Raw genomic sequence first — 24,505 nt, forward strand, 5'->3', positions numbered from 1 at the left:
ACGTTTGTTGTTGTGAGTGTATGGCGCCCATCTAACGACAGTGCCACCGGGGATAAGGCAAGCACTGAGCCAACCTTGAAAAACTTTCTTAAATCTATGTTTTAAATAGATATATTAAGATTCAAAAGGGGGAGCCACACATCAGGAAGGGGTATAACCTGAAACATTACAATTCGGTCGAGATGGAAATTAACAGCTAAATATCAGCATGTTACCGACAATCGGCGAGGTTATAGCAGATCGGAAGGTTATAGGGGTTCGACCTTCGCTCAGGCGATCAGGACTGCAGCTTTTTCATTCGCTTACTCAACGCCGGCTGGGAGATATCCAACAGCCGCGATGCAATGGACTGATTGCCCTCGGCACGCCTCATCGCCTCCTGCACCAGCAAATCCGCCACATCACGCAGCGCCGGTAACGGCTCGTCGGCGACGAAAACAGAGCGCTGCTCGACAGGGGCGCGAGTGGCCTCTGAATCATTGAACTCGATGGCTCGCTTGAACACAGCCATCGACAACATGCGGGAACGATGGACGCCCACGGCGTCATACACCATCGCCCGCAACTCCCGCACGTTCCCGGGAAAATCGTAGTTGGACAAGAGCACCGGCAGCTCCGCAGGCGCGACCGGTTTGGCTTTTCCCATCTCCTCGGCGGCCCTGGCGAGAAAATGTTCCAGCAGCAACGGTATATCCTGTTTGCGATGCCTTAACGCAGGAATCTGCACATGGTGGGTACGCAGGCGGTAGTAGAGATCCTTGCGGAATTCCCCCTCCGCCTGCTTCTTTGCCAGGTCCTGATGGGTCGCGACCAGCACCCTGGCCCGCAGCTTTTTCGGCCGGTCACTACCGAGGGGGTAGTATTCTCCCTCCTGCAGCAACCGCAGCAGCTTGACCTGGGATGCCATGCTAAGGTCACCGATCTCGTCGAGGAACAGAGTCCCTTCCGCTGCCTGCTCGATCATGCCGGCCCGCGCCGTATCGGCCCCGGTAAATGCACCACGCTGGTGGCCGAACAGCGTATCGGCAAACATGTTGTCATCCAGCCCGGCGACATTGACACAAACCAACGATCCCGGGCGTTTGCTCAGGGTGTGTGTAGCGCGGGCGATGAGCTCCTTGCCAGTCCCGCTTTCGCCGCAGACCAGGATTGGCTCGCGACTCACCGCGACCGATTCCAGGTACTGGAACACTGATCGCATGCCCTTATCGGCAGTGACGATAGGCGCGAAAGCCTCGGGGTGGTCCAGCGTATCGTTGAGGACATGTCGGCGCAGCGCCTGGTTTTCCTGCCGTAACTCCTGCAGCCGGATAGCCCGCTTGATACCTTCGATCAATCGGTCCTGCTCGTCAGTTTTGACGAAATAATCGAAAGCGCCAATCTTGATACAGTTGACGGCTGTTTCTACCTGATTCAACCCGCTGATGACGATCACCCCCACATCCGGGTGCTCCTCTACAATCTGATGCAGCAGCGTCTCACCACCAATGTGCGGCATGGTCAGATCAAGCGTGACCAGCCCGATATTCTCCCGCGCCAATATACCCATCACGTCGCGGCTATCCTGACAGCGGCGGATATGAGTGATACCGCCACTGCGTTCCAGTGCGATCCCCAGACTTCGCAGAAACGAGGGCTCGTCGTCCACCAGCAACACGCCAAACGTGGGGTACAGACTCTTCGTCATTGAACGTGGCTCCAGTCTCATCTGCGCATATTCATCGGGGTTTTGTCGGCACTCTCAATCAGTCTGTCGTGCAGGCTTTAGTGCTGGCAGGGCCAGTCGGACCGTGGTTCCCTCTCCCACCCTGGAATCAAAGGTCAGCTGCCCCTGGTGTTCATGCACGATACCGGCCGACACCGACAACCCGAGACCGGTACCGCCACTCTCGCGTTTGGTGGTAAAAAACGGATCGGTCAGACGGCCCATGACGTCAGGATCCATACCACAGCCCTGATCCCTGACCTCCAGAATTACCTGAGGCTGACCCATTTTATCAGTGTCGGAATAGGTCCGGAGAAATATACCCTGCTGTTGATTTTCCAGTGCCTGGCAGGCATTCACAATAAGGTTGATCACCACCTGCTCGATCCGCTGGGCGTTGCCCCTGAGGGCTGGAAGGTCGGCACCGTAGTCAACCTCAAAATGCCAGGTCGCATTGCGAATTGAGTTGTCTACCAAACGAATTGCCGTCACAACGACGGCGTTGAAATCCGGAATCTCGGTCAGATCCGTACTGCCGTGGCGGGAAAAGTCCTTGAGGTCGCCAACAATTCGTTTGATGCGGTGACTGCCTTCCAGCATTTCATCCAGCATCAGGGGAATCTCATCCCGCATACGCGAGTACTCGAGCCCGCCGAGCATGAAATCTCCATGCTCGCGATAGTGAGCATCAAGTATATCCAGGCAATCCGCGTAGGCCTCCTGCAACACCGGCAGGTTCAGCAGCAGGAGGCTGCTGGGATTGTTGATCTCATGGGCCACGCCGGAGACCAGGACACCCAGTGACGCCATCTTGTCGGCCTGAATCAACTGCTGCTGATGTTCACGCAGAGCCTTGGAACGGCTGTCCACTTCCCGCTGCAACGTCCGGTTCCAGATCACAATACTGCCCAACACCAACAGCAGCGTACCGGACACCGCGGCGCCGACCTGCCCGATCAGCTTCCACGCAATGCCGCCATCCTCTTTGAGCGGCCCCAGCCACTCATCGTAAATCTCCTGATAACGGCCTGTATTCTTGAGAATCGCCAAGCCCTCGGAAAACTGGGCCAGCAGGTCCGACTGGCCGTTCCTGACAGCATAGCTGTACGACAGCGAGAAGGGTCTCGCCACCGGCACAATGTTGGTCAACCCCAACTGCCGGGTCAGGTAGAGCGCCGGCAGGTTGGCTACCAGCGCATAGTCTCCCTTTCCGGAAGCCAGCAAGCGCAGCGCGTCGGCATGGGTATCGACGGGCATCAGCCTGGCACCGACCTGATGCTCAATCAGGTAATCCTCCATGATGTCACCACTCTGGACGATGACTTCCTTGTCCTTCAGGCCGCTCACATCAACTGTCGGATCGCCGCGCCGGGCAAAGATTGATTGATGCACAATCGCATGGGGTGGCGAGAAATCGAAGACCTTGGCGCGCTCGTCAGAATACGACATCCCCTGAAGCACATCGATCTGGCCATCGACAAACCTTTTGCGCATCTCGGACCACTCGCCCAGCTCGATCCTGACGTTGATCCCCATAACTTCGGCAATCGCCCGGGTCAGCTCAACGTTGTAGCCTGCGGGTTCGCCATTCTCGTCGATAAACTCGTAGGGAGGATGGTAGTGGTCTCCGCCCACAATAATCTGCTGCTTACTACGCTCGAGTGGAGCCGCCTCAGTCGACAGCGAGATCACCACACACAACAGTAGTGCAAACAGCTGAAGCCAACGTATGGCGGCCTGGTCGGTCGAGAAAAACTGCACTGGATTCATTGCCTGCGTTATGGAGATAGCCGGAGACGCAGACTAGCACCGGGCCGGGCTCACGGAAAGCGCAAACCATCCGACCTTCCATCGAGTTTGACTATCAGCTTTATTAAACAGCATATTCAATTGAGATCTATGCATAGAACCAAAAGTGTGGTTTAGTGTCTGCTATTAATGACCGATGCTCCACACGGAGGAACGACTATGCAAAAACCAGTAGTCAGACAATTCTTTGATGAACCGACCAACACCTTCAGTTACGTCGTAAAAGACCCCGACAGTCATGCCTGCGCAATTATCGATTCGGTACTGGACTTCGACTATGCGGCCGGCCGGACGGACGTTCGTTCGGCGAACGAGATCATCCGCTATATCGAAGATGGCGACTTGACGGTCGAATGGATCCTCGAAACCCACGTTCATGCCGATCATCTGTCCGCAGCGCCGTACCTACATGAAACGCTGGGCGGTAAGACCGCCATTGGCAAAAAGATCGTTGACGTTCAGGAAATTTTTGGCAAAGCCTTCAATGCCGGCACTGAGTTTGCCCGAGACGGTAGTCAGTTCGATCGGTTGTTTGAGGAAGGGGATACCTTCCGTATCGGCAATCTGGAAGGCCGCGTCCTGCATACGCCCGGACATACCCCGGCCTGCCTGACTTACGTCATTGGTGATGCGGCGTTTGTGGGAGACACCCTGTTTGCCCCGGATGCCGGAACCGCGCGCTGCGACTTCCCCGGCGGTGATGCCCATACACTTTACCTTTCCGTTCAGAAGGTGCTGGCACTTCCCGGGGAAACCCGGATCTTCTTATGTCACGACTACAAGGCGCCCGGCCGGGATGAATTTCAATATCAAACAACGGTGGCCGAACAACGCGCCAACAATGTCCATGTTCGCGAAGGCATGAGCGAAGCCGAGTTCATCAAACTCAGGACTGAGCGGGACGCAACACTCGACATGCCGCGGCTGATCCTGCCATCGGTACAGGTCAACATGAGAGCGGGCCATATGCCCCCGACTGAGGATAACGGGCAGGTATACCTGAAAGTCCCCATCAACCTTTTCTGACAGGGGAAGTAATGTATGGCGAATCGTCTTATCCGGTTCCTGCCCATTCTGAGCTGGCTCAAGGACTACAGGGGTGACACGTTTGTCAGCGACGCGCTGGCAGCGGTCATCGTCACCCTCATGCTGGTCCCCCAGGCTCTGGCATATGCATTGCTCGCTGGCCTGCCCCCGGAAGTTGGCCTGTACGCCAGCATGATCCCTCTGGTGGCCTATGCGATGTTTGGGACCAGTGCCACGTTAGCGGTTGGCCCGGTGGCCGTAGCATCGCTGATGACAGCCTCTGCGCTGGGCGGAATTGCAGACTCAGGCACACCGGAATACGTCGGTGCCGCCCTGGTCCTGGCCACACTCTCGGGCCTGGTGCTTTTTGCCATGGGCCTTCTGCGCCTGGGCTTTCTCGCCAATTTCCTCAGCCACCCTGTCATCTCGGGGTTTATCACTGCATCCGGCATCCTTATTGCCGGAAGCCAGCTTGGCCATATTCTGGGCATCCAGGGTGGTGGCCATAACCTTCTGGAGATGATTCACAGACTCTGGAATCAGTTGGGTGAGCTTAATCCGGTGACCCTGCAGATCGGAGTTGGCGCCCTGCTCTTCCTCTATATCTGCCGCAAATTCTTGAAGCGTGCACTCATTGCCGCCGGACTTCCGGAACGGCTGGCAGATCTTTCCACCAAGGCTGCTCCGGTCACTGCGGTAATAGTCACCACGGCACTGGCCTGGTATTTCAATCTTGGCGCGGCAGGCGTCAACCTCGTGGGTGAGGTGCCCAGCGGCCTTCCCGATATCAGCCTTCCGTCAATGGATCCTGACATCTGGGCCACTCTGGCACCTGCAGCCATCCTGATCAGTCTGGTGGGCTTTGTGGAGTCCGTTTCCGTAGCACAGACCCTTGCAGCAAAAAGGCGCCAGAGAATTGAGCCGGACTCCGAACTGATTGCCCTTGGCCTGGCCAACATGGCCTCAGGTGTCAGTGGCGGCTCCCCGGTATCCGGCGGCTTTTCAAGGTCCGTGGTCAACTTCGAGGCAGGAGCCCAGACGCCCATTGCCGGCATTCTGACGGCCGTGGGAATTGCGGTTGCTACTCTGACTCTTACCGGTCTTCTGGCCTTTCTGCCCAAAGCAACCCTGGCAGCGACCATCATTATTGCCGTCAGCACTCTGATTGACCTGCCTGCTATCGGAAGGACTCTGGCCTACTCGAAGGCGGACGGTGCAGCCATGCTGGCAACGATCATCCTGCCCCTTGTGCACGGCGTTGAGGCCGGCATAACCGTTGGCGTCGCTCTTTCGATCGGTCTGCATCTTTACCGCACGAGTCGTCCTCACAGCGCCATCGTCGGTCGGATCCCCGGCACTGAGCACTTCCGTAACGTACTGCGCCACAAGGTGGAGACCGATGAGAATACAGTCATTGTCCGCGTGGATGAGAGCCTGTATTTCGCCAACGCCCGCTACCTTGAAGACACCGTTATGGCGCTGGTCTCCGATCATCCGAAGATGAAAAATCTGGTTTTGGCCTGCCAGGCGACCAATGACATAGACGCCTCCGCCCTGGAAAGCCTCGAAGCAATCAACCGCCGACTGGACGATGCCGGTATCCGCCTGCATCTGGCAGAAGTGAAGGGCCCGGTCATGGATCGCCTTAGACGGACACCTTTTTGTGAAGAGCTAACCGGCCAGATCTTTCTCAGCACTTACGACGCATGGAAGGCGCTTGCGAAAAAACCAACAACCCTGTGCACTCCAGACTGACAGTCCAGACGGTGCGCCCGGCGCGGCCTTTCCTGACCGAGCCGGGCGTTTCAGCATAGGATCACATACTGCCTGACAACTTACCCTGCAACACCGGCACCTGTACCGTGCCCTCAAGGTTAACGTAAGGCACCAGTGCATCCCTTGACCAGCTAGCCGGGTACTGTGGATGGAATCCGTAAACCAGCAGAGCAAGCTCATCACCGGGTGCCAGCGCCTCTGCCACGCCGACCAGCTCGATGACCTCCTGGTCCTTCAGGCCTCTCACCGGCTTGATCTGATCGTCAATCAGCTGCCAGCGACTCTCACCCGCAACACGCTTGCCGAGGCCGACAAACACAATGGGATCACAACCAGCTGCATAGGGGTCGAGCTCTACTTCACAGGATGAGCGACCAGTCAGATCCGAGACCGTGAGCCTGGCCGTAGCAATGCCGCCCAGTGTCGCGCCGTTCTCACCCGCCTGCCCCAGCAAGAGTGCCGCAGGCGGTTGGGGGGCGGTTGCCACGGCTTCGTATCCGGAGGCGACCGGCATGTCTGTCACTACGGTCCGCTCGACCACCGACTCCCCCTGGAGCTCTCCACCCTCAAGGGCAGGCGCAGGGAATGAGTCCATGGGCACTGAGATGGATTGGCCATCACCCAGGGAAAGGCAGACCTCCGAATCGGTGCCATCAAAATAGCCGGCCAGCGGTTTACCCTGCAAATGGTGCTCAAGCCAGTTCAACGTTGCGTCTGATATTGAGATATCGCCACAGGCAAACTGCCCCGCCGCACCCTGAAACCCGGGAATTTCCAGCAATCCTGCCGTCGGATCCACGTATTCAGCTGGTTGCGCCTCGTCCGGCGCTTCCACCGGCAGGATGTGACCGGTCTGATGGGTCAGCAAACGAACATCACCACCCAGAGACTGCAGGCATTCAAAATTACGCCAGGCGTCATTGAAGTTGAACAGCGTGTCTTTCATGCCCTGAGTCAGCAGCACGTCCACCTTCGGATAAGGTGTGGGGGCAACATCAAAGGCGGGCGGATTGATCTGGTAGTTCAGCAAATCAGGAGTGTCAGATACCGACACCGGCTCGCCCGTGCAACGATAGGCCGGGCTGTGGTAGTAAAAGAAATCGAGACCGGCTTCCGGGAAGCGGTTCAAGGTTGCCCCCTGAACAAGAATCTCGCGGATGATCGGGTCCAGACCGCCATTCCCGATGGCAGTAGAACCAGCTTCGCCCCCTGCCACCAGCACAAGATCCCATCCGGTCTTGATCACATTGCCGGGATTCAGGCTATAACGCAGATCGTACCAGGTGATGTCCGGCACAAGGGCATCGAGCCGCTGGCGCGGATCCTGGCCATGCAATAAGAGCTGAAAGCCACCACCATAACTGCCGCCTATCGCACCGGCCACCAGATTGGGGTTCAACTCCTCTGGCAGATCCGGCTCATTCCGGCGTTGCAGATAGTCCAGATTGTCTTCGGCCCAATCCAGAATCTGTATCAGGTCACGGCCTTCGAACTCGGGGTCCATCACCCGGACGGTACCGGTGCTTTCACCGAAGCCCCGCTGGTCGATAGAGATGACGGTAAAGCCGGCTTCGCGATAGTTCTCGAAACCTTCGGTAGTGCGTGAGCCGCCGAAACCATGACCATGCAGCACCAATGGGTGTCCTACCTCGCAGTCGATACCACCAATCGGCTCGAGTACCTGGAAGGCAATGGTTTCACCGCTGGCTGAATCCAGCATGACCGGGTAACTACGCCCTCCCTCGGTCGGCGTGTCCTCAGAACAGGTCACGGGGACCACATCAGGCAATTCGCACTGGGGAGCGGTGCCGTTCCCCGGATTGTCACAGGCCCGTTGCTCCGATTCCCCGGCAACAGCAGGGGGTTGTTCCGAAGCGGCATCATCAGATCCAGATCCGCCGCAACCGGCAACGGTCAGGGTCAGCAATAGTGGAACAAAGGGTGTCAGACGCACACAGCGGCGTAAGGAATAAGACATGATTAGTTGTCCTTGTTTTTGTAATTAGGGCGCTCAACGAGAACAACGACGAAACATCACATTGTGTTCCGTTTCGTCGCGAGAAAGGCCCGATAAGACAAAATGAGCCTTTCATCGGGATGATGCCCCTGATGGACAGACTTCAAGACAATGCAGACCATCCATTAACCAGTGTCTCTTCGTGACGATCAGCAGTGACGCAACACGCTGTCAGGCCGGAACAGTTCCGTGCCAGACTGGCAACGTCATATCTTCAGGTTCTTCACTGGGACCTCCGGTACGGCTCTTGAAAGCGCCCTCCTCAATGGCCACCCGGAAAAGCGCCGTGGCCTTCCGTTCTTTCGCGTTGGGTGAACGCACCTGATCCCAGCGGCCTGGCTCCAGCTGATCAATAATCGCCCGAAATGCTGCGTCGAATTCCCGATCATCCGTCACTCGCAAAGGCCGGCCAAACAGGACGGCGGACTCATAGTTGGCACTGTGATTGAAGGCGGACTTGGTCAATACCCACTCGTTCGTAACCGCAAAGGAAATGCACAGCAATGTTCCTGATGACAGGCGCTGTGACATCCGGCCACCGTTGAGGGCATGGAGGTAAAGGTCGTCGCCCAGACGCCAGACCGTCAGCGGGACAATACGGGGCTCTCCGTCCTCCACAAACGCTACATGGCCAGTTTTCAAACGATCGATAAGAGCGTAAACCGGTGCCCGTTCATAACTGGCGCGCTTGGCTGTCCGCTTCACCTGACTGCGCGGGCAGCAGGCCAGAGGGGATGTGATGCTCGAAGTCCTGTCCGTGATTGCCATCGGGTACTCCTTCAATAAACAGTGAATCCATAAAACGTACGCGTCTATTGAAGGGCATATCTGATACCATCAAAAGATCCAGATTATGAACTTTTGTAGGACCAGTTTGCATGATTAACGATATCCGGCTCGATGGCACCGCATCACTGCAGTATCAGTTGTATCAGCAACTGGCTCAGCGCATCGTTCAGCAGCGATACCTGCCAGGCAGCCCGCTACCTTCCAGCCGCCAGCTGGCCAGAGACCTGGGGGTCAGCCGGAATACGGTGAATGCCGTCTACGATCAGCTTAAAGCGGAGGGATTCCTGCAAAGCCAGGCAGGTAAAGGCGTGTTTGTTCATGAAGACATCACAACCATTGTAAGGCCTGTCGTCCCCGGACCTGAACGCCCCATTCCCACCGTTAATGCCCTGCCACCATTGCCGGTACCTCCCCACAACAACCTGATGATGGGCGAAGACACAAACCTGCCCTTCCAGCCCGGACTACCAGACCTGGATGCGTTTCCCATCCGCAGCTGGAACCGGATTCTTCACCATCAGGAAAGCCGTTGGTCACTGCGGGGTTATGACAGCATAAAGGGCTACCAGCCATTGCGACGGGCCATAGCCAGCTACTTGCGATCATCCCGCGGGGTGCATTGCACTGAGCATCAGGTGATTATCACCAACGGTGCCCAGCAGGCCCTGTCGCTTGTTGCCGATGTTTTCCTGCAACCGGAGGACCGGATCCTCTGTGAGAACCCCGGCTACCGTGGTGCACGCCACGCCCTGGGGCGTTTCAACAACCCGTTGGTGCCTGTGCCCCTGAAAAACCGGGTGTTGGATATCGAAGCACTGGCCAACCTGGGTCCGGCCAAACTGCTGTTCTGCACGCCCACCCACCAGTATCCGATGGGAGGTATCCTCAACCTATCCGAACGCATGGCTCTGGTGAACTGGGCCCAGCGTAATGACTGTTGGATTATTGAGGATGACTACGACAGCGAGTTTCACTTTTTCAACAAGCCCTTTGCCGCCATTCAGGGCATGTTCGACAACGCCCCGGTGCTGTACGTCGGCAGCTTCAGTAAAACCCTGATGCCATCGCTGCGGGTGGGGTACCTGGTCGTCCCTGAGCAAGTCGTGGACGCAGTCCTTTGGGCCAAGCAACTCAGCGGAGGGGAAACGCCCCTGCTCACCCAGGCAACCATCGCCGAGTTCATCGACAGCGGTCAGTTCACCCGCCACCTGCGCCGCATGCGCCAGCTCTACCGGGATAAATGGACACTGTTCCAGCGACGGGTAACCGAAGACCTCGACGGCCTGGTGCGGCCTGTGGCAGAGAGCGCTGGCATGCACCTGGTGCTGGAAGGAAAGTTCGATGATCGGGTTCTGCACCAACAACTGAAAACCCACGGTTTTGGCAGCACACCGCTCAGCGCCCACTACCTGCGAGAACCGGGTCAGACAGGCCTGGTCATGGGATTCGCCAGTGCCAGCGAGAAACAGATGGAAGGTTGTGTGAGAGCACTCACCCATCTGCTCCATGATCCTGGTCGCTCCACCCCGGGACTCATTCCCCCCGACTCTCGGTGAGGGGGAGCTGGCAGCGGCCCGGAAAGCGTACTGTTCAGTATTCAGACCGAATAACCCTGCCAGGGAGATCAGCCAGATGGAACAAACAATAAAACCGGTATTTGTCGTGGGTGGTGCCTCCCTCGACACCATTGTGCATGTCGATGCGTTTCCCGAAGCGGTCGCCCAGACCGTTTGGCCAAACCGAAGCTACAAGGCCGTTGGCAGCACCGGTGTTGGCAAGGCCCTGAACCTCATGGCCCTGGAAGTCCCGGTTGCCCTTCATGCGGTGGTGGGAAACGACCAGGAGGGACAGATGATTCGCCAGACTCTGGAACAGGCGGGGATCGGGACTCTCATCAGCGAAACCGCTGCGCCGACGGAGCAGCATGTCAATCTCATGGCGCCGAACGGTGAGCGTCTCTCAATCTTCGTCCAGCCGCCAGCTCGCGAGGTAACGCTCGACTGGTTCGCCATCAATCACGCTCTGAAAACCTGCAGCATCGCAGTTATCAACATTCTGGACTATACCCGTCCTATACTGCATGAAGCAGTCAGGCTCGGTGTGCCGATCTGGACCGATTTGCACGACTATGATGGCGCCAATCCCCACCATCAGGCCTTTATCGATGCCGCTGACGTTGTGTTCCTGGCCAGCGACAACCTACCGGACTATCGTCAGGTTATGGGGCAATTACTGCCGCAGGGAAAGCAGTTGGTGGTCTGTACTCATGGGGCGGCGGGCGCCACCCTGGCAAATGCGGCAGGCGAGTGGCTGGAGCAGCCGGTTTACCCGGTCGACCGGATTGAGGACAGCAACGGCGCGGGCGATGCCTTTTTCAGTGGCTTCCTGTATGGCCACCTGAGGGGCCTGCCGGAACGTGAATGCTTGCAACTCGCCGCTGCAAGTGGTGCCCTGTGTGTATCGTCCACAAGCCTCGCCGCGAAAAGCGCCTCCAGGCACGCGCTGGAAGACATTGTCCGGAGAAGATAAATCGGTCCCGTATTTCGCGTGGATTAGTGGATAACAAGGAGCGACACATGAGCCAGACATTGCCTCCGGCCAGACTCGGATTCCTGTACCCAGGCCATGCAGCCGAGGATGACTACCCTCTGCTGGGGACCATGGTTGAACCGCCGGCCCAGGTCACGCTTATCCACACAGACTTTTTCGAAGACGCCCATACCGTTGAAGCACTCAGTGAAATGGGCAGTATTGGCCGACTGTCAAAAGGCGCGGAAGCCCTTGCCGGCTCACAGATTGAATCGGTCATGTGGACCTCCACCAGCGCCAGCTTCGTGCTCGGCCTGGATGGCATCAGCAAACAGATAGATGCGCTGGAGAAAATGCTCTGTGTACCCGCCTCCACAACAGCCATGGCATTTGCCCGGGCAGTCAAAGCCATTGGCGCAGAAACGGTAGCCATTGCTGCCACCTATCCGGAAGAGGTTGCGCAGCGATTCCGCCAGTTCCTCAATCACTTCGATATCAGCGTGGTACACCATGCAAACCGGGGCATTGTAACGGCGGCCGAAGTTGGCACCCTGGGAAAACACGACGTGATCAACTTTGCACTGGATAACACCCGAAAGGATGCTGATGTGTTGCTTATTCCTGACACCGCTCTGCACACTGCCGCCTGGCTGACCGATCTTGAAAAAGCCACGGGCAAGCCCGTGCTGACAGCGAATCAGGTCAGCTTCTGGGAAGCCCTGCGTTTATGTGGGAAACTGACTCACCAGTCTGGGCTGGGCAGACTGTTCGAGGACGTTCCCACACAATAATGAACAACAAGGCACAGGTTATGGATTTTGTAAGAACCCCGGATGCACGCTTTGATCGACTGCTCGACTACCCCTTTGATCCACATTATGTCGAGCTGGACGGCCTGCGGATGCATTACGTGGATGAAGGGCCGAGCGATGCCAACCCCGTTCTCATGATGCATGGGGAACCTTCCTGGTCCTATCTCTATCGCCACATGATTCCCGTCTGTGCTGCGGCTGGCCATCGGGTGATTGCTCCGGACCTGATCGGTTTCGGCAAATCCGACAAACCCACGTCGATCGGTGATTACAGCTATCAACGGCATATGGAATGGATGCAGCTGTTCATTGATAAGCTCGAACTGAACAACATCACTTTGGTGTGCCAGGATTGGGGATCGCTGCTGGGGTTGCGGCTCGCCGCCGAAAACCCTGACCGCTTCCGGGCCATTGTGGTAGGCAACGGGATGCTGCCCACGGGAGACCAGAAAACGCCACCGGCGTTCAACCTCTGGAAGAACTTCGCACTGCACAGCCCCTGGTTTCCGATTGGCCGAATCATCAATGTGGGTTCATTCCGGAAATTGAGCCCGGATGAATTACGGGCGTATGACGCGCCCTTCCCCAGCAAGAAATACAAAGCAGGCGCCCGTGCGTTTCCGCGCCTGGTTCCGGTACGCCCGGATGACCCGGCGAGTGAAGCCAACCGCAAAGCATGGCACGTTCTGGAATGCTGGGAGAAACCTTTTCTCACCACCTTCAGCAACGGCGACCCGATTACCCGCGGAGGGGATGCGTACATGCAAAAGCGGATTCCCGGGGCAAAGGATCAGCCCCATGTCACTCTCAAAGGCGGCCACTTCCTCCAGGAAGATTCACCGGTGCCCTTTGCCCGGGCGATTAACACTCTGATTTCGACCCTACCCTGACCGCCGCCACTCTTATTGATCTGGCTCAGACTTTTCTGGGCCAGATGCACTATGCTTTCTGTTGGGGAGATTCTGGAACCCCGGAGAGTCCGCAGCTATGTCTAACCATGCGTGCAATCCTTATCCCTGCCCCTTCGCCACCTGGGCAGCTATCTTCCCTGCACGAGAACTGAAAGATAAGAAGATTGCTTTTGCGCCTTAACCCCGGGAGTGCCCGATGTCGGAAGATCTAGGCAACAATGATGGATTTTTTAAATCGATTCTTGATTCCATCACCGAACATATTGTTGTTATCGATAATCAGGGCCGAATTCTCTTTGTCAACAAAAGCTGGGAAATATTTGGGCAGGACAACGGCTGTGTCATCAATAATGATTGGCTGCACCAGAACTACCTTGAAAATTGTGACCGGGCGGCCCGCCAGGGAGACGAATCCGCCCAGGAGGCTGCCAAGGGCATTCGCTCGGTCATTGAGGAGCGTGTATCTTTTTTTAATCATGAATACCCCTGCCACAGTCCGCAGAAAGAACGCTGGTTCACCATGAGGGTCACGCCCTTTAACCTCGCAACCAGTCTGTTCTATGTCATTACCCATCATGACATCACTGACCGGAAACTTGCCGAGCAGGAAGTCCTCAGGTTATCCGGCGTCGATACCGTTACCGGACTGGAAAACCGTCGTAGCTTCGACCAAAAACTCCACAATGAATGGCAACTGGCGATGCGGGAGAGGCGGCCATTATCTTTAGCCATGGTGGATATTGATCACTTCAAGCTGGTTAACGATACCTATGGGCACCCCATAGGCGACGAATGTCTGAAAAGAGTCGGGCAGACACTCAGGGAATTTACCAATCGACCGGGAGACAGTTGTGCACGCATTGGTGGTGAGGAATTCGCACTGGTTTGGAGCAATACCCCGGAAAGGCAAGCTACTGAGTTGGCAGACCGATTGCGCCAAAAGATTGCCAGCCTGAGGATTCCCAACGAAATGTCATCGACCGAACCTTGGCTAACCGTCAGCGTCGGCGTTGCCACGGTGATACCAACCATGGAAATGGATAAAGAGCACTTCATCAACCAGGCAGACCGCTCGCTCTACCGGGCTAAGGAAAACGGGAGAAATAGGATTGAACTTGGTTAGCGGGCCCGGAGAACAGCATCCAGCCCCCCAACCTACGCTGCAATCTCTACCCATTTTCCACCAGCCGAGCCCTCAGGCGCGGCAGCTGAGCGGGATAGTGCTCCTGGATAAAGGTGACCAGCCCTTCACGGACAGCGCACCTCAAGTCCCAGTTATTGCTGGAGCTTGAGGCGCTCATCAGAAACCGCACCTGCATGGCCTGGTCACTGGTGTCCGTGACCTGCACCGTCGCCAATTTACCGTCCCAAAGATTCGACTCACCTAATAAACGGTTGAACTCCTGTCGAAGTGGCTCTACCGGCATGGTGTAATCCACCCAGACAAACACCGTGCCCAGCAAATCCGAACTGTTTCTGGACCAGTTCTGGAACGGGTTCTCAATAAACCATTGTAACGGGACAACCAGCCGGCGCAGGTCCCAGACCCTTAACACGACATAGGTGGCAGTCACCTCCTCCACCCAGCACCACTCGCCCTGTACATGCAGCACATCGTCTATACGAAATGGCTGTGTGAGTGCAATCTGCATCCCGGCCAGCAGGTTGCTCAGCACCGGCCGAGCGGCAAAGCCGAGAATAAGGCCGCCAACACCGGCGGAAGCGAGCAGGCTCGCCCCCATATGCTGAACCGACTCAAAGGTCATCAGGGCCGCGCCCAAACCAATAATCACGATGAGGATGTTCAGTGCCCGGACCAGGAATCGGGTTTGGGTTTCCACTTTGCGGGCCCGCTTCCACTGGCCCTCCAGTGCCGGGTTCAGTACAACAATGACATCGCCAATGGCGGAGGTCAGCCGAACCGCCGCCCAAGTCAACGCAAGAATGAGCAATAAAGTCGTGACTTGCTGAATCCCGGCCAACCATGGCAAATCGTCCGGCGCTGCCTTTAACGACCCCGTCAGTGCCAGGAGACAGACCACCACCCCAAGGGCCCTGGCCGCAGCATCGAGAAACAACCTCGGCACCGCTCTCGACTCAGAGAAATGACGAACCAGTACCAGAGCCAGCCGGTAGATTACAAACGTAACGACCACGGCAAGAACTGCCGATAACCCAGGCCATAACCATGCTTTGAACACGAGCTCAAATACTTCCAATAACACGCCTCCGTGAGCCCACGGTTATCTATCCTGAAAAGATATCCGCAAATTGACTACCATAGCGCTCAATCCATTCACGCGCCGCAGTCTCAATGTCCATTTCACAGCCATCCCGGCAGAGCTCCCGGCGGAAGTGCTCTATCTGACACACCTGCTCTACCATTTTGCTTTTAAAGGCCTCGGTTTCATCGCTGAACTGGATGCCGACCCGGTAGCCCTTACTGCAGCGTCTGCATCTCACAATCTGGCCGGAGATCCGGTAATCCTGTTGTAATGATGGAATCCCCAGCGCAACCGACTCCCCAAGCCGGAACTTTCTTTGGAGACTGCAGGCCAGACCACCTTGGCTGATGTCACACAAGCTGGCCTCGTCGCCATGGGAGCCATCCTTTGAGAACACAAGGATCGGGAAATCCGTGGGGTGACGTATAAAGCGCCGCATATTCATTCCCCCTTGCCGCTATTCTCCCATGGAGAGCGAAAGCCCGGGACGGGTCTATGGCCCTACCACGGTAACGGGGCCGGTGGCGTGCCTGACTATTTTTTCGCTTACGCTGCCAAGGGTAAGACTGCGCACCGCCGAGTAACCGCGTCGACCCAGCACCAGGTGAGTGCCTGAATTGCTGTGTATGTACTCGATGATTTCATGCGCCGGATCTCCGCTAAGTAGAATCTCTTCCGCAGAGTCAGCCCGACCACCCAGGGCCTTCTTCGTAGCATCGAATACTTTGCGGCCATATTGTTCCTTGGCAGCATCAACCTTGGTTTGCTCGTAGCCGGCAATCACCAGTGTCTCGGTCTGTGAATAAGGTGACACCGCTAACAGTTTCAGTGGGTGGCCCGTGGCATCAGCCAGGTCAGCGGCCATTTTTGCCGCGCTTAGTGATTGATCCGAACCATCACAGGCAACAACAATGCTTTGGGAACCTTTGTCCATGACGAGGCCTCTTTCCTATGTATGTGTTATCAGAGTAGCACTGATCTGGATATCGCAAGGTTGATCGGAGTCAACGCGAGGGCAACGGCACGGATCGGTTTGGCCTGCCGTACAGGTAACCCTGCATCTGGTCACAGCGTAACAGGCGCAGAAGCCGGGCCTGCTCCTCGGTTTCCACACCTTCGGCAATCACCATCAGGTTCATAGAATGAGCCAAAGAGATGATGCTGGTAACGATCGCCAGGTCATTCGGCCCCTTGGTCATGCTGAAGACAAAGGATTGGTCGATCTTCAGCGCGGTAACGGGCATTCGGCTAAGGTAACTCAGCGACGAGTACCCCGTACCAAAGTCATCGATCGCAACTTTGGCACCAAGTTCGCGCAGGATACCGAGGGTCTTGATGCTACCCTCGGTATCCTCCATGAGGACACTCTCGGTGATTTCCAGTTCCAGGTGACCTTCCCCAACCTCATCCACGGCGTGCCCGATGAGGTCGACGAAATGTTTGTCCCGTAATTGCCTGGGGGACACATTCACCGCCACCATGGGTATACCAATGCCCCTCGCCCGCCAGTCCCGGTAATCGGCCACGGCCCTACCGATGACCCAGTTGCCTACCTCAACGATCAACCCGGTTTCTTCCAGCAACGGAATGAACTCGCCGGGCGCTACCAACCCCCGTTCCGGGTCCTCCCAGCGCAACAGCGCTTCTACCCCAGTCAGCTCTCCGGTTTTCGAATCAACCTTCGGCTGGTAGAACAGGACGAACTGATCCTTCTCCAGGGCAACTCGGAGTCGGTTTTCCAGGTTCAGCTTACGGCTCATGCGCTGATGTATTTCCTGGGAATAAAACGAATAGTGCTCCTGGGAATCACGGCACTTGATCAGGGCAGCTTCGGCATTGTGCAACAGGATCTCGGCCTCCAGCCCATCCCCCGGAGCCACAGCAATCCCGACGCGAACGGACAGCCGCAGTTCCTTGCCATGTAGCTCGAACGGCTCCGACAGCGGGTCCATGATACTGGCCTCGATAGCGTGCCCCAGTGCCGCACCCGCTATTTGTCCGGGAAACATCACCGCAAACACACCGGCCCCGAAATGGGCAAGCACTTTTCGCGTACCCAGGGTGTGCTCCAGCCGCTTGGCAATCGACCGGCAGAGATCATCAACCACAGACTGCCCAAAGGTCTCGATCATACTCGACAACTGATCAAATCCGACCACGGCCACCGCGGACGCCGACTTTTCGATCGACATCTGCATGGCCTGCTCCAGACGTTCGCTCAACAGGCGCCGGTTGGGGAGTCCGGTAACCGGGTCGTAATATGCCAGGCAGTCAAGACGAGAGGCCTTGTCGATGTAGTCCAGGGCGAAGGCGAGGTCCGCAGCCACCTCCACCAGCATCGACAGCTCCTCGTTGTCCAGATCGCGATTAGCGCTCAGGCCAAGGACGCCAATCCACTTGTCCAGGTGCTCCATCGGCAGCACGGCGACGGCATGCCCCTCCGCCCCGTCCTCATGATCGCTGCGGAACACCGGTCGCCCCCGATCCAGCGCCAGCGTTGCCAGCTGCTCAAGGGGCGGCGGGGGAGCGGCATTGGGCACATCGCTTCCCTCCGGGTCGATCCAGTACAGGTCAACCCCCGAAGGTTCACACAATCCGATCCACACATGCTCAAACTCACCACGGGTACGCACAATCTCGCAGCCCTGGGCCAGGAGCTGGCTGCGGTCACGCACACGGACAATCGTGGCATTGATACCACTGAGCACGGCGCGAATACGGTTCATCCGCAGAATAGCCTGCTCGGCCCGTCTTTTTTCCACTCGCTGCCGGTGCGCATCCAGCGCCTGACCGACAGCCACGCCCAGGCGGGCCAGGCGATCCTTCAGCAGATAATCAGCAGCCCCTTCCTTGATGAGCCGCACCGCCATCTCCTCCCCAATGGTGCCGGACACGATAATAACCGGCACGTCCAGATTCCGCGTCCGCACATGGTGCAGGGCTTCCAGGCCGTTAAACTGGGGCAGTTGGAAGTCCGCGATTATCAGGTCAAGGTCCGGATCCAGGCGCTGGACAAATGCCTGTTCCGTGTCCACCCGCACCCAGTCCGGCTCAAAACCGGCCCGCTGAAGCTCATGAATCGTAAGCTCCGCGTCACCGGTGTTATCTTCCAGCATCAATACTCGAATTGGGCGAGTCATAGGCCCTCTGTGCTCCTGCGAGGATTTATTCCTTTAAACGGGTTGGTTCAGTAGCAACCAGTACATGCCCAGTTGTTTGACGGTGTTGCAAAACTGCCCGAAATCCACGGGCTTAACGATGTAACTGTTGACCCCCAAGCGATAGGCCCGGTCAATATCCGGTCCCTCACTGGACGAGGTCAGAACCACAACCGGGATGGTCCGCGTACGAGCATCGCCCTTGATACGCTCAAGCACCTCCAGCCCATCCACTTTGGGTAGCTTCAGGTCCAGCAGAATCAGCTGGGGTGGCTCCGGCGGCGTTGCCTGACCCTCCTTGCCAAACAGCTGCTCCAATGCCTCGGCTCCATCGCGGGCCACCACTACGGGATTGCTGAGTTTGCTGGCGCTGAGGGCGTGCATGGTCAGCTCCAGATCGTTCGGGTTATCTTCCACCAACAGGATACGTAAAGGCTGTGTGCTCATTGTGAGGCCCCCAGAGAAAAGTAGAAGGTGGCGCCATGATCGGGCCTGGCTTCGGCCCAGATCCGGCCGCCGTGCCGGTCGACAATACGGTGAACAATGGCCAGCCCCACCCCGGTTCCGGGAAAATCCTCCGCGCGATGAAGCCTCTGGAATACCCCGAAAAGCTTGTGCGCATAAGCCATGTCAAAGCCCACGCCATTGTCCATGACGTAGTAAACAACCTCATCACCTTCGGTCTCACAGCCGATGGTGATTTTCGGGTGCTCACTCTTGCGGCTGTATTTGAGTGCATTGCTGATCAGGTTACTGAATACCTGTCTCAACAGGCTGGCATCGGCACGACACGCCTCCAGATCCTGGCGCTGGATCTCACTGTTTTGATCCTCCTCAGTGACGATCTCTTCAAGCACCGCACTGACAATCGGATTAGGATCTACTGACTGGATCTTAAGGCTGTGACGACCCAGCCGGGAAAAGGCCAGCAAGTCATCCACCAATTGCCCCATATGGACGGCATTTTCACGTACCAGGCCAACATAGCGGCGGGCTTTTTCAGGTAACTCTGCCCGATATTCCTCGGCAAGTATCCGGGAGAAGCCATCCATGGCACGCAAGGGCGACCTCAGGTCATGGGACACTGAATAGGTGAACGACTCCAGTTCCTTATTCGCGGCCTGGAGCTTCTCTGCATAGTCGTTGACCACCTCATTCCTGACCTCCAGTGAACGCTGGTACTGCATGAGAGTACGCAGCCAGAAATAGCCCATCACCCCTATGATCAAAAGGGCCAGCAGGGCAAAGCCAACAATATGCCAGCCCAACTCGCGGGCGGTAGCAAAGATCGCAATCCATGGCCGGCTGACCACGACCGCCCAACCAAACGGCTCCACCGGCCCATAACTGATCAGGCTTTCCTCTCCATTCTCTGGATCAACCCCATGGCCCGTGCCTGTGCCGCCAGCCAGTGCAAGGTGTACCAGTTCATGCTCCGCCCACAGATGACTTGGGGCGTCTGCGTGGATCTGTGCCGTTGTACCCTGCCGATCAATCATCCGGATGGCCCCTGGTCGAGGGCGGTAACGGGCGATCCAGGCGGCGAGGCCCTGAACCGTTCGCTGGTAGACCAGATAACCAAGGGTGTCGCCGTCGCTACTGATGGGCGTCGCCAGGGCCACTACGTAGGGGGCATCCAGGGCAACACGTTGATAGATCAGCGACAGGTAGGGGCGCTGGTCCTCAGACACTCCCCGGTACCAGTCCCGGTATGAGAAATCCTGTCCCAGGACGCTGGTATCCACCGGGTAGTCATAGCGCAACACACCGTCAGCATCGGCAATGAATGCCCGACTGTTGTCGGGATGGCTTGCTACCAGGGCCCGCAGGTGTGCCCGCACCCGCTCCACGTCGCGCTCACGAACGGCATCAATCAGGTCTGGACGCTCTGATACCAGTACCCCCATGTCTGAAAACGAGGAAAAGTACTCAGCGACCACTTGCTGGACCAGCCCTACCATTGAGGCATTGTTCCTGGTCAGCTCCTGCTCTATGGATCGATGGGCAAAGGTAATAATCAGGAAAATCAGCAGTGCGAACAACAGGGCAGCAAACACCAGTACACCCAGAGTAATCCTGCGTGCAACATCGGATGGCACCGCTTCAACGTTGCCTCCGCCTGACGTCGAACTGGCAAAGAATAACCGGCGGGCGAGTGCCATAAATCGGGGTAAACCGGACGTCTCTGACTCCATGGCTGAGCATTCTCCCTTGCATGCCTATGCCCTAGGGTAGACCTCATATAGAGAGTTCGCCAATTTTTGGATATTTTCCAGTCAGTTGCGTAGCTTTTCTATCCACATCACGAGCACTGGGGCTCACCCACCACCGACCAGGTTCAATGAAATAAGTGACCGGAGGTTATTTACACCGAATGAAGGCTGTCGTATATTAAGTGACCATCGTTCACTTAATGAGGCAGAAACCATGAACTATGTCCTGATCACTGGCGCCAGCGCCGGCATTGGCGAAGTGTTTGCCCGCGAACTTGCTGCGGAAAAACAGAACCTGATTCTCGTGGCCCGACGTGAAGATCGCCTGACCGCTCTGGCCAGTGAGTTGTCTGTACAGCATGGTGTGTCCGTTGAAGTTCTGGCCGCAGACCTGGCCGCAGCGGACGGCGCCGAAAAGGTTGCCGCAGCGGTCGCATCCTCCGGCTGGAAGCTTGGCGGCCTGGTAAACAACGCCGGTTTTGGTGACCGGGGTGCCTTTACAGAGCTTTCTCTGGAACGTCAGCTCAACATGATCCAGGTGAACGTGGCTTCACTGGTATCACTCACCTGGAAGCTCTTGCCCAACCTGAAGAAAAACCAGGGCAGCTTCATTATCAATGTCGCGTCTACCGCCGCGTTCCAGGCCGGCCCCAACATGGCAATCTACTACGCCACCAAGGCTTTTGTGCTGTCCTTCTCCGAAGCTCTGCATGAGGAGTTGCGGGATTCAGGCGTGGCAGTCAATGCCCTGTGCCCCGGAGCGACCGAATCAGAGTTCGCGGCTGAAGCCAACATGACCAACACCAAGCTGTTCAAGGCCGGCGCCATGTCGGCTGAAGCCGTCGTGAAACAGGCGCTCGCCAAGCGCCGCAGCGCCATTGTCATTCCGGGACTGCGTAACCGGTTAATGGTATGGTTGGGCAAAATTTCTCCCCGACTCATTAACCGGCGCATTGCAGGCTGGTTACAGGCATAGAGACACTATGAAGAGCAGGCTTTGCGGTGGTAAAAAACGAGCACGCACGGAAGCGGAAAAGATCACCCGGGAACAGCAGATTCTTGATGCGGCGGCAGAGCTATTCGTCAGCCGCCGCTACGACCAACTGACACTGGCGGACGTTGCTGCGGCCAGCGGACTGACCAAGGCTGCGCTGTACCGTTATTTCAGAAGCAAGGAGCTGCTGTTCATTGCCGTATACCAGCGCGCCTTTAACGCCCTGGTGCAGGACGCACAATCCAGGGAAGCCATCAACCTGCCGGATGACCTGGCCGATCTGTTGATCGCACACCCGCTCTTCTGCAGCCTGAACGCCATCTTGCACATCGCCCTGGAAACCGGGCTGACCGAGCAGGAGGCCCGTAATTTCAAACTGTTCCTTCTGGAACAGTCACGGCTACTGGCAGAACCCATCAAGTCCGCCAGCGGTCGCGATGAGGCCGCCTGCTTTCAGTTCCTGATGCAGTGCCAGCAGGCGCTGATCGGGTGCTGGCATATGACCCACCCGCCGGAAGCCGCGCGCAAGGCCATGGAGCAACCACCGTTGACGGTCTTCAAAATGGCGTTCGAGCCAACCTTGCGGAACCACCTGCAGGCTCTGAACGATGCCTTTCAGAAGGGATAATCAACAGCCGGGTAACTAGCCACCCGGCAACCGGGACAGGACTCTCAGCCGTTCAACCCCAGACTCTCGGCGTCCTGCTGGATACAACGGTCCAGCAACGCCAGGTAGTCCGCCTTGGCTTTTACTTTGGTCTCGCGGTGCGCACGCATGTTGAGCTGCTTGAACTGGGTGGCCAGTGCCCCTGCCCGCTCAAGCAGTGCATCCTGGGGTACCACCTCATCCAGAAAACCGGCCTCGACGGCGCCTTCCGGGTTGTAGATTTCCGCATTCACCACGGAGCGGTAGAAGTGCGCCGGCGCCAGACGATGACGGGCAATCTCGATGCCTGCGTGGTGCATGGTCATGCCGATGGCCACCTCATTCAGGCCCAGCTTGAACGGCCCTTCAACCCCGATGCGGTGATCCACAGACAACAGGATGAACGCGCCTTTAGCGATCGCGTGACCACTGCAGGCGCCAATCACCGGAAGGGGGAAGGCTGCCAGGCGGCGCGTCAATGTGGAACCGACCTTCACCAGTGTGGCGGCTTCCTTGGGACCCTTTTGCATCTCTTTCAGGTCGTAGCCAGCGGAAAATATACCGGGCTGACCGGTCAGGATAACGACGGCCTTGTCCTGTTCCGCCTGATCCAGTGCGCTATTCAGGCCCTCGAATACCTCATGGCTCAAGACGTTGGCCTTACCATTGGCTATCGTAATCGTGGCAATTCCGTCATTCAGTTCATAACTAACAAGATCGGTCACAGGCCTGTTCTCCTGAAAAGCTGGCATTAAAGTGAGTGTTTGGAAACGCAATAGGCACAAAGATCCCAGCACGCCCCTTTCCCGTCAAGTTGTTTACTCGCTACCTCAACGGCCAGGGGCGCGATGTGTCACGGGATGTCGGCCTAACAGATACGGGGCAGTTGCTCTCCGGAAAGTCGGTCAATCACCCGGCTGGCACCGATCATGCTGGATGCTGTTACCAATCCGGCGGCTCCTTGCACGAAATGGCCGATCTCAACCGCCCCCTGGCTCACCGGATACCGCCTGAGAATGTCAGTTGCCCTAGCCACATCCTGCTCGGCCACGATGGCGATAAAGCGGCCCTCGTTGGCCACATGCAGGGGATCCAGCCCCAGCAGGTCGCAAAACGCCGATACGTCCTCCCGCACCGGAATATCCACTTCCCGGATCTCTGCTGCCAGACCGGCACTTTCCGCTACTTCCACCAGTGCACTGGCGAGTCCTCCGCGAGTGAGGTCACGGAGACAGCGAACGTCTATCCCTTCTTCCAGCAATGCCAGGACCGGCTGTACAACTGAAGCGCAATCGCTCTCAATCGCTGATTCCAGCTCCAGTTTCTCCCGTGCCGTCATCACCGCGACGCCGTGACGTCCAAGATCGCCACTGAGCAGAATCCGGTCACCGGGCTGTATCCGGGTGGGTTCCACAGGTTTAGGGGCTACCACTTTCCCGACCCCAGCGGTGTTGATGTACACGCCATCTGCCTTGCCCCGTTCCACTACCTTCAAATCGCCGGTCACTATCTGCACGCCTGCTTCGACAGCTGCGGCCGCCATGGAATCCACGACTCGGCGCAACGTGGCCAGAGGAAGACCTTCTTCGAGAATAAAACCGGCGCTCAGGTATTGCGGCCTGGCTCCGCACATGGCGAGGTCGTTGACTGTGCCATGTACCGCCATGGTTCCGATATCAGAGCCCGGAAAGAACAGCGGCCGTACCACGTATGAGTCCGTCGTGAACGCCATGGCTCCGGGCATCTCCACCACCGCGCCGTCGTGCTGTTTTGCCAGCCAGGGGTTATCAAATGCCGGGCGAAAAACATCATCAAGCAACTGCGCCATCGCCCGACCGCCACCACCGTGGGCCATCTTTACCACATCATGATCATCGTTCAACGGTGGGCATCGA

At 57.2% G+C, this 24,505-nt stretch carries 21 protein-coding genes; 9 read left to right on the top strand and 12 right to left on the bottom strand.

The window, feature by feature from the left end; translation table 11 throughout:
* Positions 1–277 precede the first annotated feature (277 nt).
* Entirely contained in the window at positions 278–1,687 is a 1,410-nt protein-coding gene (locus MARLIPOL_RS02790; RefSeq protein WP_012136554.1) for a sigma-54-dependent transcriptional regulator, read from the bottom strand.
* Positions 1,688–1,741: 54 nt separating this feature from the next.
* Complete coding sequence (locus tag MARLIPOL_RS02795; RefSeq protein ID WP_012136555.1) at positions 1,742–3,466, bottom strand: transporter substrate-binding domain-containing protein; 1,725 nt, start codon at positions 3,464–3,466, stop codon at positions 1,742–1,744.
* Positions 3,467–3,673: 207 nt separating this feature from the next.
* Between MARLIPOL_RS02795 and MARLIPOL_RS02800 the strand changes: the two genes are divergently transcribed.
* Positions 3,674–4,540, top strand: coding sequence for an MBL fold metallo-hydrolase (locus MARLIPOL_RS02800; RefSeq protein ID WP_012136556.1), 867 nt, complete (start codon positions 3,674–3,676; stop codon positions 4,538–4,540).
* Positions 4,541–4,555: 15 nt separating this feature from the next.
* Positions 4,556–6,295 (top strand): SulP family inorganic anion transporter, encoded by a 1,740-nt coding sequence (locus MARLIPOL_RS02805; protein ID WP_012136557.1) that lies wholly within the window; start codon positions 4,556–4,558, stop codon positions 6,293–6,295.
* Positions 6,296–6,356: 61 nt separating this feature from the next.
* Here the strand turns inward: MARLIPOL_RS02805 and MARLIPOL_RS02810 are convergent, their stop codons facing one another.
* Both MARLIPOL_RS02810 and MARLIPOL_RS02815 read right to left on the bottom strand, forming a co-directional pair.
* A complete protein-coding gene (locus MARLIPOL_RS02810; protein ID WP_012136558.1) occupies positions 6,357–8,294 on the bottom strand; it encodes an alpha/beta fold hydrolase in 1,938 nt (645 codons plus the stop codon).
* Between the two features lie 210 nt (positions 8,295–8,504).
* Entirely contained in the window at positions 8,505–9,101 is a 597-nt protein-coding gene (locus MARLIPOL_RS02815; RefSeq protein ID WP_012136559.1) for a pyridoxamine 5'-phosphate oxidase family protein, read from the bottom strand.
* 110 nt (positions 9,102–9,211) lie between these two features.
* Between MARLIPOL_RS02815 and pdxR the strand changes: the two genes are divergently transcribed.
* From pdxR to MARLIPOL_RS02840, 5 genes are all read left to right on the top strand, one after another.
* Entirely contained in the window at positions 9,212–10,678 is a 1,467-nt protein-coding gene (pdxR, locus tag MARLIPOL_RS02820) for a MocR-like pyridoxine biosynthesis transcription factor PdxR (protein WP_012136560.1), read from the top strand.
* Positions 10,679–10,754: 76 nt separating this feature from the next.
* Positions 10,755–11,651 (top strand): carbohydrate kinase family protein, encoded by an 897-nt coding sequence (locus tag MARLIPOL_RS02825; protein ID WP_012136561.1) that lies wholly within the window; start codon positions 10,755–10,757, stop codon positions 11,649–11,651.
* 47 nt (positions 11,652–11,698) lie between these two features.
* On the top strand, positions 11,699–12,442 hold the full coding sequence (locus MARLIPOL_RS02830) for a maleate cis-trans isomerase family protein (RefSeq protein WP_012136562.1): 744 nt from the start codon (positions 11,699–11,701) through the stop codon (positions 12,440–12,442).
* Positions 12,443–12,462: 20 nt separating this feature from the next.
* Positions 12,463–13,353, top strand: coding sequence for a haloalkane dehalogenase (locus MARLIPOL_RS02835; protein WP_036190613.1), 891 nt, complete (start codon positions 12,463–12,465; stop codon positions 13,351–13,353).
* Between the two features lie 217 nt (positions 13,354–13,570).
* Positions 13,571–14,497, top strand: a complete 927-nt coding sequence (locus tag MARLIPOL_RS02840) for a sensor domain-containing diguanylate cyclase (protein ID WP_012136564.1) — start codon at positions 13,571–13,573, stop codon at positions 14,495–14,497.
* A gap of 46 nt (positions 14,498–14,543) precedes the next feature.
* Here MARLIPOL_RS02840 and MARLIPOL_RS02845 read toward each other — a convergent pair whose 3' ends face one another.
* From MARLIPOL_RS02845 to MARLIPOL_RS02870, 6 genes are all read right to left on the bottom strand, one after another.
* On the bottom strand, positions 14,544–15,599 hold the full coding sequence (locus MARLIPOL_RS02845) for a mechanosensitive ion channel family protein (protein ID WP_036190305.1): 1,056 nt from the start codon (positions 15,597–15,599) through the stop codon (positions 14,544–14,546).
* 22 nt (positions 15,600–15,621) lie between these two features.
* Entirely contained in the window at positions 15,622–16,044 is a 423-nt protein-coding gene (locus MARLIPOL_RS02850) for a PilZ domain-containing protein (protein WP_082446023.1), read from the bottom strand.
* Positions 16,045–16,092: 48 nt separating this feature from the next.
* On the bottom strand, positions 16,093–16,533 hold the full coding sequence (locus MARLIPOL_RS02855; protein WP_012136567.1) for a universal stress protein: 441 nt from the start codon (positions 16,531–16,533) through the stop codon (positions 16,093–16,095).
* Between the two features lie 70 nt (positions 16,534–16,603).
* Positions 16,604–18,739, bottom strand: coding sequence for a putative bifunctional diguanylate cyclase/phosphodiesterase (locus tag MARLIPOL_RS02860; RefSeq protein WP_012136568.1), 2,136 nt, complete (start codon positions 18,737–18,739; stop codon positions 16,604–16,606).
* Positions 18,740–18,772: 33 nt separating this feature from the next.
* Positions 18,773–19,204 (bottom strand): response regulator, encoded by a 432-nt coding sequence (locus MARLIPOL_RS02865; protein WP_012136569.1) that lies wholly within the window; start codon positions 19,202–19,204, stop codon positions 18,773–18,775.
* Positions 19,201–20,952 carry a sensor histidine kinase gene (locus tag MARLIPOL_RS02870; RefSeq protein WP_012136570.1) on the bottom strand — a complete coding sequence of 584 codons (1,752 nt, stop codon included), beginning with the start codon at positions 20,950–20,952 and terminating at the stop codon, positions 19,201–19,203. Before MARLIPOL_RS02870 ends, MARLIPOL_RS02865 begins: the two co-directional genes overlap by 4 nt.
* A gap of 232 nt (positions 20,953–21,184) precedes the next feature.
* Between MARLIPOL_RS02870 and MARLIPOL_RS02875 the strand changes: the two genes are divergently transcribed.
* Together MARLIPOL_RS02875 and MARLIPOL_RS02880 are read left to right on the top strand one after the other, a co-directional pair.
* Entirely contained in the window at positions 21,185–21,946 is a 762-nt protein-coding gene (locus tag MARLIPOL_RS02875; protein WP_012136571.1) for an SDR family NAD(P)-dependent oxidoreductase, read from the top strand.
* Between the two features lie 7 nt (positions 21,947–21,953).
* Positions 21,954–22,592 carry a TetR family transcriptional regulator gene (locus MARLIPOL_RS02880; RefSeq protein ID WP_012136572.1) on the top strand — a complete coding sequence of 213 codons (639 nt, stop codon included), beginning with the start codon at positions 21,954–21,956 and terminating at the stop codon, positions 22,590–22,592.
* Positions 22,593–22,636: 44 nt separating this feature from the next.
* Here the strand turns inward: MARLIPOL_RS02880 and MARLIPOL_RS02885 are convergent, their stop codons facing one another.
* Positions 22,637–23,335: a crotonase/enoyl-CoA hydratase family protein gene (locus MARLIPOL_RS02885; RefSeq protein ID WP_012136573.1), complete on the bottom strand. Its 699-nt coding sequence runs from the start codon at positions 23,333–23,335 to the stop codon at positions 22,637–22,639.
* Positions 23,336–23,478: 143 nt separating this feature from the next.
* Positions 23,479–24,465 carry a hydrogenase expression/formation protein HypE gene (hypE, locus tag MARLIPOL_RS02890; protein ID WP_082446051.1) on the bottom strand — a complete coding sequence of 329 codons (987 nt, stop codon included), beginning with the start codon at positions 24,463–24,465 and terminating at the stop codon, positions 23,479–23,481.
* Between the last annotated feature and the right edge of the window lie 40 nt (positions 24,466–24,505).

The organism is Marinobacter lipolyticus SM19, assembly GCF_000397065.2.
Taxonomy (GTDB): domain Bacteria; phylum Pseudomonadota; class Gammaproteobacteria; order Pseudomonadales; family Oleiphilaceae; genus Marinobacter; species Marinobacter lipolyticus.

What these genes read in the sequence shown, in the direction of transcription:
- MARLIPOL_RS02790 (WP_012136554.1), bottom strand. Translation starts at nt 1,687, where the DNA reads ATGACGAAGAGTCTGTACCCCACGTTTGGCGTGTTGCTGGTGGACGAC.
- MARLIPOL_RS02800 (WP_012136556.1), top strand. Translation starts at nt 3,674, where the DNA reads ATGCAAAAACCAGTAGTCAGACAATTCTTTGATGAACCGACCAACACC.
- MARLIPOL_RS02805 (WP_012136557.1), top strand. Translation starts at nt 4,556, where the DNA reads ATGGCGAATCGTCTTATCCGGTTCCTGCCCATTCTGAGCTGGCTCAAG.
- MARLIPOL_RS02810 (WP_012136558.1), bottom strand. Translation starts at nt 8,294, where the DNA reads ATGTCTTATTCCTTACGCCGCTGTGTGCGTCTGACACCCTTTGTTCCA.
- MARLIPOL_RS02815 (WP_012136559.1), bottom strand. Translation starts at nt 9,101, where the DNA reads ATGGCAATCACGGACAGGACTTCGAGCATCACATCCCCTCTGGCCTGC.
- pdxR (WP_012136560.1), top strand. Translation starts at nt 9,212, where the DNA reads ATGATTAACGATATCCGGCTCGATGGCACCGCATCACTGCAGTATCAG.
- MARLIPOL_RS02825 (WP_012136561.1), top strand. Translation starts at nt 10,755, where the DNA reads ATGGAACAAACAATAAAACCGGTATTTGTCGTGGGTGGTGCCTCCCTC.
- MARLIPOL_RS02830 (WP_012136562.1), top strand. Translation starts at nt 11,699, where the DNA reads ATGAGCCAGACATTGCCTCCGGCCAGACTCGGATTCCTGTACCCAGGC.
- MARLIPOL_RS02835 (WP_036190613.1), top strand. Translation starts at nt 12,463, where the DNA reads ATGGATTTTGTAAGAACCCCGGATGCACGCTTTGATCGACTGCTCGAC.
- MARLIPOL_RS02840 (WP_012136564.1), top strand. Translation starts at nt 13,571, where the DNA reads ATGTCGGAAGATCTAGGCAACAATGATGGATTTTTTAAATCGATTCTT.
- MARLIPOL_RS02850 (WP_082446023.1), bottom strand. Translation starts at nt 16,044, where the DNA reads ATGAATATGCGGCGCTTTATACGTCACCCCACGGATTTCCCGATCCTT.
- MARLIPOL_RS02855 (WP_012136567.1), bottom strand. Translation starts at nt 16,533, where the DNA reads ATGGACAAAGGTTCCCAAAGCATTGTTGTTGCCTGTGATGGTTCGGAT.
- MARLIPOL_RS02860 (WP_012136568.1), bottom strand. Translation starts at nt 18,739, where the DNA reads ATGACTCGCCCAATTCGAGTATTGATGCTGGAAGATAACACCGGTGAC.
- MARLIPOL_RS02865 (WP_012136569.1), bottom strand. Translation starts at nt 19,204, where the DNA reads ATGAGCACACAGCCTTTACGTATCCTGTTGGTGGAAGATAACCCGAAC.
- MARLIPOL_RS02870 (WP_012136570.1), bottom strand. Translation starts at nt 20,952, where the DNA reads ATGGAGTCAGAGACGTCCGGTTTACCCCGATTTATGGCACTCGCCCGC.
- MARLIPOL_RS02875 (WP_012136571.1), top strand. Translation starts at nt 21,185, where the DNA reads ATGAACTATGTCCTGATCACTGGCGCCAGCGCCGGCATTGGCGAAGTG.
- MARLIPOL_RS02880 (WP_012136572.1), top strand. Translation starts at nt 21,954, where the DNA reads ATGAAGAGCAGGCTTTGCGGTGGTAAAAAACGAGCACGCACGGAAGCG.
- hypE (WP_082446051.1), bottom strand. Translation starts at nt 24,465, where the DNA reads ATGGCCCACGGTGGTGGCGGTCGGGCGATGGCGCAGTTGCTTGATGAT.